Annotated in this window: 9 protein-coding genes; 4 read left to right on the top strand and 5 right to left on the bottom strand. The window is 61.6% G+C overall.

All coding sequences use genetic code 11. The features are described from left to right. The first annotated feature begins 2 nt into the window (after nt 1-2). Nucleotides 3-326: a DUF1820 family protein gene (locus OKC31_RS11310; protein ID WP_005340296.1), complete on the top strand. Its 324-nt coding sequence runs from the start codon at nt 3-5 to the stop codon at nt 324-326. 63 nt (nt 327-389) lie between these two features. Here the strand turns inward: OKC31_RS11310 and OKC31_RS11305 are convergent, their stop codons facing one another. The 3 genes from OKC31_RS11305 to OKC31_RS11295 form a co-directional block, all read right to left on the bottom strand. Beyond that, a complete protein-coding gene (locus OKC31_RS11305) occupies nt 390-1,322 on the bottom strand; it encodes a LysR family transcriptional regulator (protein WP_100646832.1) in 933 nt (310 codons plus the stop codon). Nucleotides 1,323-1,486: 164 nt separating this feature from the next. Next, nucleotides 1,487-2,683 (bottom strand): amino acid aminotransferase, encoded by a 1,197-nt coding sequence (locus tag OKC31_RS11300; RefSeq protein ID WP_128815084.1) that lies wholly within the window; start codon nt 2,681-2,683, stop codon nt 1,487-1,489. A 127-nt stretch (nt 2,684-2,810) separates the two neighbouring features. After that, nucleotides 2,811-3,086, bottom strand: a complete 276-nt coding sequence (locus OKC31_RS11295; RefSeq protein ID WP_005340299.1) for a metal/formaldehyde-sensitive transcriptional repressor — start codon at nt 3,084-3,086, stop codon at nt 2,811-2,813. A gap of 71 nt (nt 3,087-3,157) precedes the next feature. Between OKC31_RS11295 and dmeF the strand changes: the two genes are divergently transcribed. Next, nucleotides 3,158-4,135 (top strand): CDF family Co(II)/Ni(II) efflux transporter DmeF, encoded by a 978-nt coding sequence (dmeF, locus tag OKC31_RS11290; protein WP_247823890.1) that lies wholly within the window; start codon nt 3,158-3,160, stop codon nt 4,133-4,135. Nucleotides 4,136-4,182: 47 nt separating this feature from the next. Here dmeF and OKC31_RS11285 read toward each other — a convergent pair whose 3' ends face one another. Beyond that, a complete protein-coding gene (locus OKC31_RS11285) occupies nt 4,183-4,596 on the bottom strand; it encodes a hypothetical protein (RefSeq protein WP_108541401.1) in 414 nt (137 codons plus the stop codon). 262 nt (nt 4,597-4,858) lie between these two features. Here OKC31_RS11285 and pulA point away from each other — a divergent pair, with 262 nt between their 5' ends. Next, entirely contained in the window at nt 4,859-8,914 is a 4,056-nt protein-coding gene (pulA, locus tag OKC31_RS11280) for a pullulanase-type alpha-1,6-glucosidase (protein WP_247823891.1), read from the top strand. 215 nt (nt 8,915-9,129) lie between these two features. Here the strand turns inward: pulA and OKC31_RS11275 are convergent, their stop codons facing one another. Continuing rightward, entirely contained in the window at nt 9,130-11,577 is a 2,448-nt protein-coding gene (locus tag OKC31_RS11275) for a zinc/cadmium/mercury/lead-transporting ATPase (RefSeq protein WP_270656979.1), read from the bottom strand. Between the two features lie 184 nt (nt 11,578-11,761). Between OKC31_RS11275 and tpx the strand changes: the two genes are divergently transcribed. Further along, complete coding sequence (tpx, locus tag OKC31_RS11270; protein WP_075115987.1) at nt 11,762-12,262, top strand: thiol peroxidase; 501 nt, start codon at nt 11,762-11,764, stop codon at nt 12,260-12,262. Nucleotides 12,263-12,320 lie beyond the last annotated feature (58 nt).

Raw genomic sequence — 12,320 nt, 5'->3', positions numbered from 1 at the left:
TCATGAGTGAAAGCAAGGCGTTATATCGGGTTCAGTTTATTTGCCACAGCGAGCGCTACGAAGTCTATGTGCGCGAAGTCAATCAGGGCCAGCTGTTCGGTTTTATCGAGATTGCCGATTTTGTCTGGGATAACCATACGGCGCTTATCGTTGATCCCAGTCACGAGAAGCTCAAGAGCGAATTTGCCGATGTGCGCCAGACCCTTATTCCCATGCATCAGGTGCTGCGCATCGATCAGGTGAAAAAGCAGGGGGCTGCCCGCATCACGGATCTGGGCAGCAACGTCGCCTCCTTCCCCAGCCCCATCTATACCAAACGTCCCTAGTCCCTACTTGCCATTGATGTTTCGCCGCGGTGAAACATCAATCTCTTCTCCTTGTCGCCCGGCTCAGGGCTCAATCAATTCGCGACCCAGTTGCAGGATCCGCTGGCGGAACCAGTGACGGGCCGAGCCATCACCGGCCGGGCCATACCAGACCAGACTGTGACTCACCTTGCCGTAATCGAACGGTGCCGGACGCATCACCAGATCCGGCTGACTGGCCATACAGGCCGCCCAGCCACCGATGGCGGTGAGGATCAGGTCAGTCTGGGGTAGCAGGGCCGCCGCGCTGGCAAAATCGGGCAGGGTGGCGCCAATCTGGCGACGCACCTGCTGCTGGGCCAGGCTCTGCTCGAAGAAGGGGTTGGCCAGCTCCTGATCCCGGATGGCGATATGGCGCCAGCTCAGGTAGGCATCGAGATCCCAGGGTTTGGCCAGCGCGGGGTGGTCTTTGCGCAGCAGGCAGACTAGTTTTTCTTCCCGCAGGGTCTCCCACACCAGCCCGGGCTGGCGCGGCAACGGCTGGCTCTGGTCATGGGGCAGGATCACGAAGTCGAGTTTGCCCGCTGCCAGCGCCTCCAGCCCCTGCTCATCCTTGTTCCAGATCTCCGGCACCATGCCCGGCACCTCTTTCATCAGCTGACCCAGAATGGGGCCCACCGGCCAGGTCATCACGCTCTCGCGCAATCCCAGCCGCAATGTGCCCTGCCACTGCTGCGGGTTGAAGGCGTTCTGGCGAGTGAGGCCGTTCAGCTCCCCCAACAGCCTGTGCAGGGTGGGCGCCAGTCGCTCGGCCATGGGGGTGAGCAACAGCTGGTTTCCCTGACGGTAGAGCAGTTGATCCCCCAGCAGATCCCGCAGCTGGTTGAGGGTTTTGCTGACGGTGGAAGGTGTGGTGCAGAGCCGCTCGGCGGTGCGGGTGACGCTCTGGTTGTCGAGCAACAGGTGCAGGGTGACCAGATGGCGACCTCCCAGCCTAGAGAGAGCGATCAGATCCATAGTGGCTCCTGAAATTGATGAAGATAAACAGGCTTGGAATCAGAAAGATTCAACGTGACCTGCTGGCATTCTCTCACAGCAGGGGGAGGGTGAGCAGACCCCTCAAGAGGTGACTGCGAACGCAACAGACAAAAAAAGCCCCGCCAAAGCGGGGCTGATGCAGATTAGCCCTTGAGCACCGCGGCCATGGCGTCAGCCACATAGTCGACGTTGCGGCTGTTGAGGCCCGCCACGCACATGCGACCGGATCGCACCAGATAGACGGCGAACTCCTCGCGCAGTCTGTCCACCTGCTCCGGGGTGAAGCCGGTGTAGCTGAACATGCCGCGCTGGTTGATGAAGTAGCTGAAATCGCGGCCCGGCACCTTGGCGCTCAGCACCTCGAACAACTTCTGGCGCATCGCCTTGATGCGGGTGCGCATCTCGGTCACTTCATCGACCCACATGGCGTGCAGCTCCGGCTGGCTCATCACCGCCGCAGTGATCTGGCCGCCATGGGTGGGAGGGCTGGAGTAGTTGCGGCGCACGGTGGCCTTCATCTGGCCCAGTACCCGGCTTGCCTCTTCGGCATCCTGACAGATGACCGACAGGCCGCCGCAGCGCTCGCCGTAGAAGGAGAGGTTCTTGGAAAACGAGTTGCTGACGAAGAAGCTGACACCGGCGGCCACCATGGCGCGGATGGCGTAGGCATCCTCTTCCAGCCCGTCACCGAAGCCCTGGTAGGCGATGTCCATAAAGGGGATCAGGTTCTTCTCGACCACCAGCGCGATCACCCGATCCCACTGGGCACGGGAGAGATCCACCCCGGTCGGGTTGTGGCAGCAGGGGTGCAGCAGCACGATGCTCTTCGCCGGCAGGCTGCTCAGGCAGTCGATCATGGCATCGAACTGCACGCCGCCAGTGGCCGCATCGTAGTAGGGGTAGTCATGCACCTTGATGCCGGCTCCCTCGAACATCGCCTTGTGGTTGTCCCAGGTGGGATTGCTGACCCACACCTCGGAGGTCGGGAAGTAGCGCTTGAGCAGATCGGCGCCAATCTTCAGCGCGCCTGAGCCACCGATGGTCTGGATGGTGGCGATACGTCCCGCCTTGACCGCTTCATGGTCGGCACCGAACAGCAGGTGCTGCACTGCAGTGCGGTAGTTGGCGGCGCCTTCCATCGGCTGGTAGGGGCGCGGGGCCGGGGCGGCGGCGCGCTGGGCTTCGGCCTGCTGCACCGACGGCAACAGCGGAATGCGGCCCTGCTCATCGTAATAGAGGCCGATCCCCAGGTTCACCTTCTGCTCGCGGGTGTCTTTGTGGAAGGTCTCGACTAGCGTCAGGATGGGGTCGCCAGCATAGGCATCGACGTGTTCAAACATGGGGGATCCTTGAAATTGACTGTCCAGTAAAACCGGCGGTCAGCCGGGCTGGACATCATGGCGCAAAGCTGGCGGTGGCTCAAGCCCGACGCTGGTAGAGCCTGAAGGGATGGCGCCGCTATCCTGCTTACTTCAAATAGGATCGCAGGACGCTGACTACCTGATCCAGATCCTCCAGCCGCTCGGCCGGGGTGGCATCGGGGGCGCCGAGATGCTCGCGCATATGCCCCTCCAGCACCTCCAGCATCAGGCCGTTGACGGCGCCGCGGATGGCGGCGATCTGCTGCAAAATGGCGGTGCAGTCGCTCTCCTGCTCCAGTGCACTCTCCAGCGCACCGGCCTGTCCCTTGATGCGGCGCACCCGTGCCAGCAGCTTCTTTTTGTCGTGAATGGTGTGGGACATGACGGATCCTCTCGATCAATAAAACTATACTGGGGTATAGTATATTGCATCATCGCTCTCAGGAGAAATCCATGTCATCCCTCGCTCAATCCCACTGCCATCAACCCGTCATCCACGAGGGCAATCCGCTGGCCGAACAGAAGACCCGCTGGGCCGTATTGCTGACCGTCATCATGATGGTGGCGGAGATTGGCGGCGGCTGGTTCTACAACTCCATGGCGCTGTTGGCGGATGGCTGGCACATGAGCTCCCACGCGCTGGCGCTCGGTCTCTCGGTGCTGGCCTACCGCGCCGCCCGCCACTTCGCCCGCGACCACAGATTCAGCTTCGGCACCTGGAAGATCGAGGTGCTGGGTGGCTTCACCAGCGCCCTGTTGCTGGTGGGAGTGGCCGGGTTGATGTTGTTCGAGTCGGTGTTCCGGCTGCTGGATCCCAGCCCGATCTACTATCAACAGGCGATCGCTATCGCGCTGGTGGGGCTGCTGGTGAACCTCGCCTGTGCCTGGCTGCTCAAGGATGATCACGGTCACCATCACCATCACCACGGCCATGGACATGACCACCATCATGAGCATCACGATCACGACCATCATCATGACCATGACGATCACCACGGCCATCAGGATCTCAACCTGCGCGCCGCCTATATCCACGTGCTGGCGGATGCGGCCACTTCCGTGCTGGCGATTCTGGCGCTGGTGGGGGGCATGCTGTGGGGGGCTGACTGGCTCGATCCGCTGATGGGCATAGTGGGGGCCGTGCTGGTGGCTGTGTGGGCCTGGGGACTGCTGCGCGACTCCGGTCGGGTGCTACTGGATGCCGAGATGGATGCCCCACTGGTGGCGGAGATCCGCGAGGTGATTGCCGAGCTGCCGGAGACCGAGATCCGCGATCTGCACGTCTGGCGGGTAGGGCAGCAGCAGTATGCCTGCGTGCTCTCTTTGCTGATGGTCAATCCGCTACCGGCGCAGCAGATCCGCGAGCGGCTGGCGATCCATGAAGAGCTGGTGCATGTGACCATCGAGATCGCCAGCGAACAGGATAAATAACGGGGGCCGTTGGCCCCCTTGGTTTCAGTGCCGTTGGCACTCTGATGTCAGTGCGGCTGCCCGGTGATCTCATTCTGGGGCTTGTGTTGCCACACAGCACCGAGCAGCAGCTTGAGCAGCAGTCCGGGCGGGTTGTCCAGCAGCTTGCCCGACTCCAGCAGCAGCTGGCCATCGGCGCGAAACCCGAGGCTGGCATCTATGGTGCCATCCTCCGAGACCACCTGGATCAGGCCATTGAGGGCGGAGCGCTCACCGGGCTGACAGCGCAGCCGCAGTTCGCGGGGTTCCCCCAGCAAGGTGAAGGCGCGGCTCAGCGGGGGCGAGTCTTCATAATCGGGCCAGTTGAAGAAGTGATACTGCTCGGCCAGGGTGCCAGCCTGCTGGCAGAACTGGTCGAATAGCTGCCCGATCGCCTGATACTCCTGATCGAGTCGTCTTGCCTGCTCTTCAATCCGCTTCATTGTTTACTCCTTGTCTATCCACTTGATCAGACATTGCTTTTCTGACCCCGTGACTGCCGTTTTCCAGATATGAGGCCAAATGGCTGCGAGGTCTGTGAGCCGGATCGAAGTTTCAGTCTGAAAACGTTATCTTGTTGAAACTGGATGGTTTTTTTGCCCTTCCGCTCACATTTGAATCGATTGCACCTGATTAATATGGCACCGCCTGGCAATGACCGGGTGCTCGACTATCGAGACTAACTACAGCGGGAATTATAAAAATATGGATATGAAAAAGACCAAAGTGGCGCTGGTAACAGCCTCACTGCTCGCGCTTTTGTCTGGCTGTAATGACAACAGCTCTGATGCCTCCGGTGTGAACCCCGTCCCCCCTACACCTGAAGTCACCGATGGGCCTGTAGCCCGTCTGCCCAAGATGGATCCCCCGAAAGAGTTGCTGGTTGCTGGCGAAAATCAGGTGGTCATTGCGCTGGTGGATACCCAGTCGGCAGCCAAGGGGGCCAAGGCACCATTTGACAGCCACAGCCTGCACCTTTGGAACAACGATGCCTGTAACGCTACCGCTGATAGCGGCCTGAATACCGGGTGGGATGACAAGAGCAAGACTCCTGCCACTGCCGACAGCTTTGGTCCGGCCTGGGTTGTTCCGCTCAAAAATGTGGAAGGGTGCATCAACTTTATCGCTCGCAACGGCGATCTGGCCAACCTGACCGGCAGCGATATGAAGGTGAGCTTCAGTGAGCATCCGGATCGCACCGTGGCCATCGTCGCGGGCAAGAAAGATCTGTTTGGCAGCCGTGCCGAAGCCTTTACCGCCGCCTTTGGCGTGGCGGGGGCCAGCGCTCATCTGATCGATGGCAATACCCTGATTTGGCAAGGGGGCAAGGACAAGCCCCACGTTCGCCTCTATTACACCGACTCGGGCACCATCAAGGCCAATGCCGATGGGGTGTTCGATTTCCCCTATATCAGCCTGACCGCGACCAGCCTCACTGCCGAGCAGCAGGCCAAATATCCGCACCTCAAGAATGCGGCCGCCTTTGCCCTGCCTGCCGGGAAAGATCTCAAGCCCCTGCTCAAGGGTGAGCTGGTGGCTATCGGCACCGATGCCGACGGTATCCTGCAAGGAGCCACCCTGGTGCAGAGCGCCGGCGCCCTCGATGCGCTCTATGCTCCCGAGGCGACCAAGCTGAGCTATGGCGCCGTGGTGGAGGGCAACCGGGTGACCTTCCGCCTCTGGGCGCCGACCGCCAAGTCGGTCAAGCTGGCCCTCTACAACGCCAGCCACCAGAAGAGTGGTGAAGTTGCCATGACCTTCGACAGCGCCAGCGGCAGCTGGAGTTACGAAGGGGGCAGCGAGCTGATCGGTCAGTTCTACCGCTACGACATGGAGGTTTACCATCCGCTGAGCCGCAAGGTTGAGCACTACGAGGTGACCGATCCCTACTCCTTGAGCCTCGCGATGAACTCCGAGTTCAGTCAGGTAGTGGATCTCGACGATCCGGCCCTGAAACCGGAAGGATGGGACAGCCTCAAGGCGCCCCACAGCCAGCAGAACCCCGCCGACATCACCATCTATGAGGCCCATGTTCGCGACCTGACCGGGAATGACGCCTCCACCGATGAAGAGAAGCGCGGCAAATTTGTCGGTCTGACCCAGCCCGACTCTGTACCGGTCAACCATCTGAAAGCGCTGGCCAAAAGCGGCGTCAGCCACCTGCACCTGCTGCCGGTGTTCGATATCGCCACCGTCAACGAGGATCCGGCCAAGGTAGCCAATCTCGGCGATGACTTCAGCAAGCTCTGTCAGGTCAATCCGGATGTGAAAACATCCAGATTTGGTGGCTATTGCGGTGGCGGTCAGACCGTGGGAGATGTGCTGGCCGATCTGCAAGGGGGCGACAGCAAGGATAATCCGCAGGTGCAGGAGCTCTCCGGCTATCTGCGCGGCGTCGACTCCTTCAACTGGGGTTATGATCCCTACCACTACACCACGCCGGAAGGATCCTACGCCACCAACGCCGAGGGTACCAAACGTATTCTGGAGTTCCGCGAGATGGTCAAGGCCATCAAGCAGAACATCGGCATGAACGTGGTGATGGACGTGGTCTACAACCACACCAACGAATCCGGGCTCGGCCCCAAGTCGGTGCTCGACAAGATCGTGCCCTGGTACTATCAGCGCCTCAATCCGGAGACCGGCTCGGTGGAGAACTCCACCTGTTGCTCCAACACGGCGCCGGAGCACGCCATGTTCGCCAAGCTGATGGATGACTCTCTGGTCACCTGGGCGCGCGACTACAAGATCGACGCCTTCCGCTTCGACCTGATGGGCCACCATCCGAAAGATCAGATGGTGCAGGCGCTGGCCGCGGTGAAGAAGGTCAATCCCGAGATGTACTTCTACGGCGAGGGGTGGAACTTCGGCGAAGTGCAGGATGACAAGCGCTTCGTGCAGGCGACCCAGAAGCATCTGGGGGGTACCGGTATCGGCTCCTTCTCGGACCGCTTGCGCGATGCGGTGCGCGGCGGCAGTCCGTTCGACGGCGGCGATACCATTCGCAAGACCCAGGGCTTTGGCAACGGTGCTTTCGTCGATTCTAACGAAATGAGCAAGGTGGATCTGGCGACGGCCTTGCACCAGTCCGATCTGGTGCGGCTCGGCATGGCGGGCAACCTCAAGGAGTTCGTGCTGACCGACAAGGATGGCATACCGAAGAAAGGCGCCGAGATCGACTACAACGGTCAGAGCGCCGGTTATGCCCAGGATCCGGTGGAAGTGCAGAACTATGTCGACAAGCACGACAACCAGACCCTGTTCGACAACCTGATCTACAAGGCGCCTGCCGGAGCCGATCTGGTGAGGATGCAGGGGGTCTCGCTGGCGACTGCCATGCTGGGTCAGGGCATTCCCTTCACCCACGCCGGTGTCGAGTTGCTGCGTTCCAAATCCATGGAGCGGGACAGCTATGACTCGGGCGACTGGTACAACAAGGTCGACTACACCCTGGGCGACAACAACTTCGACAAGGGGTTGCCGCGCAAGGACAAGGATGGCGACAACTATCCGCTGATTGAGCAGGTGCTTGGCAAGCATGCCAAGCCGGGCTCGGCCGAGATGGCGCAGATGGTGAGCTTCTATCAGGAGCTGGCGGAGCTACGCAACTCTTCCCGTCTGCTGCGTCTGGGCAGCGGCGCCGAGGTGATCAAGCGGGTCGACTTCCGCAATACCGGCCCGGATCAGGTGCCGGGCCTTATCGTCATGACGGTGGATGATGGGGTCAGTGCCGGAGCGGATCTGGATCCGGCCATCGACGGTCTGGTGGTGATGATCAACGCCAGCAACCAGAGCCAGAGCATCGGCGACTTCCGTGACGGCAACGATCAGCCCATCGATCTGAGCGGTATGGTGCTTAGCAGCAAGCATCGCGCAGTCGACAGCATCGCCAGCGGCGCCGCCTATGATAATGCCCAGCTGACGCTGGGGGCCTGGTCTGCCGCCGTGTTCGTCAAGCCGCAGTCTGGTGCACAGGGCGCGGGCCTGCCGGTCAGCAAGAAGACCGACCTGAGCACCCTGCCACCGTTTGGCAACACCGATGTTTATCTGAAGGGGTTCCTCGATGAGTGGGGCAACACCAACCAGATGACCTTCAGCGGCAACTTTATGTACGAGTTCACTACCGAGGTGAGCACCGACAAGCTGGGTACCACCAACGTCAAGATCGCTGACGCCAGCTGGGGGCCGGTCAACTACGGCAGCTGCAACGCCGGTGACAAGCTGGTGGTCGGCACTCCGCTGACCCTTTGCAAGGGGGGAGAAACCGGCAATATCGGTGTCGATCTGGCCAAGGCAGGCAGCTACAAGTTCGTCTTCACCGCCATGAACAAGGACAAACCGACCCTGAGCGTCAGCTTCACCGAGCCGGTGCAGAGCTGCAAGGTGCTGGATACGGTGGCGGGCAATCCGCTCGGCTACAACCTGTTCGTCAAGGGTGAGCTCTCCAGCTGGGGAGCCCAACCTCAGTACCAGCTGAGCTACAAGGGGATGGACGGTGATCTCGCCATCTATCAGGCGGCGTTCAACTACGCCGGCAGCACCGAGTTCAAGGTCGCCAACGAGGACTGGAGCAAGGAGTACCTGCTCAACGGTGGCGGCGCGGTGAACGCTGAAACCGGCTATTCGTTCGCCTTCTCCAAGGGTGGCAGTGCCAATAACAGCATCACCCTGCCGCAGGGGCTGTGGAGTGTGTTGGTGAAGGTTGACCCGGCTGGCGTCAAGGCGGGTACTGCCGTCATTCAGGAGTGCAGCGTCAAGTAAGCAAGCCATTGAGTCCGGGGAATGGCTCGGCGTCCCCGGGTTGAATTCCACCTCGCCAAGGGTGGGATAACTCCGAGAGAGTAAGCAAAGCGCGACTGCCGACCGGCAGGCGCGCTTTTTCTTTTACGGGGTGCCGTGAGAGAAATGAGAGGAAAAAGAAAAGCCGCCCCGGTTGGGGCGGCGGTTGTTATTTCACGGTTTCTGATTGTGCTGGATTAGCGCTTGCGCAGCAGGCGCAGGGCGTTGGCGGTCACCAGCGCGGTGGCGCCGGTATCGGTCAGCACCGCAATCCACAGGCCGGTGATGCCGAGCAGGCTGGTGACCAGAAAGATGGCCTTCAATCCCAGTGCCAGCGCGATATTCTGGTGAATATTGGCCAGTGCCGCCCGCGACAGCCGGATCATCGCGGCAATACCGCCGAGCTGGTTGTGGGTCAGCGCCGCATCGGCGGTCTCCAGCGCCACATCGGTGCCGCCCCCCATGGCGATGCCGATACTGGCCCGCTTCATGGCGGGGGCATCGTTGATGCCATCGCCGATCATCGCGACTTTCTGCAAGCTGGCGAGCTTGGCGATCTCTTCTACCTTGTTCTCCGGCAGCAGACCGGCACGCCAGCCCATGCCCAGCTCGGTGGCGATCGCCTCGGCGGCACGGGGGTTATCCCCGGTTAACATAATGCTGTTGAGCCTGAGTCGGTTGAGCTCTTGCAGCGCGGCCGCCGCCTCGGGCCGGATCTGATCCCGCAGCGCCAGCAGGGCGACTGGCAGCGCATGGTCGCCGCTGCTCCGGCAGAGCACCACAACGGTCTTGCCCTGCTGCTCCAGCGAAGCAATCTGGGTCTGCTGTTCCACATTCAGGGGCGCCACCCGGCTCGGTGCCAGCAGTTGCCACAGTTCACCGTTGATGCGTCCCTCAACCCCCATGCCCGGCAGTGCGCGCAGGTCGCGGGCCTCCGCCAGCGTCAGCCCCTGTTCGGTCGCGTTGGCAACCACGGCGCGGGCCAGCGGGTGGTGGGAACCCTGCTCGATGGCTGCCGCCAGTGCCAGCAACTCGGCCTCCGGCTGGCCATTGAGGCTGACCAGCTCGGTCAGTTGCGGCTTGCCCAGCGTCAGGGTGCCGGTCTTGTCAAAGGCGACGGTATCGATATGGGCCAGTCGCTCCAGCGCGGCACCACCCTTGATCAGCGCTCCCTGACGGGTTGCCGCTGCCAGTGCGGAGGTGACCGCTGCCGGGGTGGAGATGACCAGCGCGCAGGGGCAGCCGATCAGCAGCAGTGCCAGTCCGCGATAGATCCACTCGTCCCAGCTCTGGCCGAAGGCGAGCGGCGGGACAATGACGACCAGCAGGGCGATCAGCATCATGGTCGGGGTGTACCAGCGGCTGAAGCGGTCGATAAAGCGCTCGATGGGGGCGCGCTGGCTCTCGGCTTCCTCGATGAGGTGCAGGATGCGGTCGATGGCGTTGTTGCCGGGTTCGGACACCACCTCAAGACGCAGCACCCGATCGGCCGCCAGACTGCCGGCAGGCACCTTGTCACCCTGACGGCGTTCCACCGGAATGGATTCGCCGGTCAGGGCGCTCTCGTCAAAGGCACCGAGGGCATCGAGCAGACGAGCATCGGCGGGCAGGCGGGCACCCGGGGCGATTTCGATGATATCGCCGGGACGCAGCTCGTCGGCACCGACCTCTTCCCGCACCTCGCCCTCGGCAGTGGTACGGATCCGCAGCGCCTTGTCGGGCACCAGCGCCATCAGGGCGGTGACCCCGGCCCGGGCGCGCCCGGCGGCGTAGGCTTCCAGATGTTCCCCCAGCATAAACAGCAGCAGCACCATGGCCGCTTCGGCGGTTTCACCGAGGAACAGGGCGCCAAGCGCTGCCACCGTCATCAGGGTTTCGATGGCGAAAGGGGAACCGCTTTTGGTCAGCGCCCACGCCTTGCGAGAGATAGGCCACAGCCCCCACAGGGTCGCCAGGGTAAATAGCGGCTGACCGAGCTCGCTCGGCAGCAGGGCGGCGACCAGCATCAGACCCGCCAGTGACAGGGGCTGCCAATATTTGCCCAAAAAGTTACCGAATAGATTGCCCTGCAGGGGCTGTTGTGAAGCTTGCTTGCGGCCAGCTGTCTGTTTGTCAGCGCTTTCCCCCTTGAGCTGGAAACCGGTGGCCAGCACGGCGGCGGTGACGGGATCGGGGGAGAGGCCTGGGGCCAGATCCACCACCAGCTTCTCGGTGGCAAACAACACGCGCGCCTGTTGCACGCCGCTCACCCGGCTGACGGCGGTCTCGATCTTGCGGGCGCAGCTGGGGCAATCCATCCCCAACACCTGCCAGCTGTGGCGGCTGTTGCCTTGCGCAGGCGCAACCAGCGGGTCTGCAGGTGGCATATCGTGCTCGTGATCATGTTCATGACCGTGAGCCGGCGATAAGGGGGCGCTGCAGCACGCTTGATCGTGACAGCTTTCTCGGGGAGGCTCTTCATCCCCGGGGGATTCATTGCCGTCACGGGATGCGTGCTCATGAGGCGTCGGGGTTGAACAGCAACTGACGGGCGTGGTGTTGTCGCAGCAGTGGCTACCGTGGTGATGCTCACTCTGGCCGGGGGCCGCCTTGCTGACGGCTTTGATGGGGGCGGTGTGCTGATGATTGCAGCAGGATTTGCTCATGATGAGTCCCTCTTGATGGATCCCGCCCCTGCGAGATCCCTGATTACTGAGAGAGAGTCTAAACCTTGGTGTTAAGTCCAAGGTCAACCCCTTTATATCCCTTGTTTTCGCGGGTGTTTGTCTGGTCTCGCCGCCCCTATACTGATCACCCGGATTTTTACTACACCAATAAAGGACATAACACATGAGCAACTCAGTCACTCTGCAAGGCAACCCGGTCTCCGTCGCTGGTCACTTCCCGGTCTCCGGTGAGCAAGCCAAGCCCTTCTCCCTGGTGGCCAAGGATCTCTCCGACGTGACCCTTGCAAGCTTTGCCGGTCAGCGCAAAATCCTGAACATCTTCCCGAGCGTCGATACCCCGACCTGTGCGACCTCTGTGCGCAAGTTCAACGAGCAGGCCAGCGCGCTGGAGAACACTGTCGTGCTGTGCATCTCCGCAGATCTGCCGTTCGCCCAGTCCCGCTTCTGCGGCGCCGAAGGTCTGGACAAGGTAGTGACCCTCTCCACCCTGCGCGGTGCGGCCTTCATGGAAGATTACGGCGTTGCCTTCTCTTCCGGTCCGCTGGTCGGTCTGACCGCTCGCGCCATCGTGGTGCTGGATGGTGACAACAAGGTGCTGCACAGCGAGCTGGTCGCCGAAGTGGCCGACGAGCCGAACTACGCTGCGGCGCTGGCCGTGCTGTAAGGCTGCAAGCCATAAAAAATCCCGCTTCGGCGGGATTTTTTATGCGGGAATTGTCCGT

This window comes from Aeromonas sp. Y293-4 (assembly GCF_027705905.1).
In the GTDB taxonomy this organism is placed as follows: domain Bacteria; phylum Pseudomonadota; class Gammaproteobacteria; order Enterobacterales; family Aeromonadaceae; genus Aeromonas; species Aeromonas veronii.
This window is presented reverse-complemented; position numbering and strand designations above follow the sequence as displayed.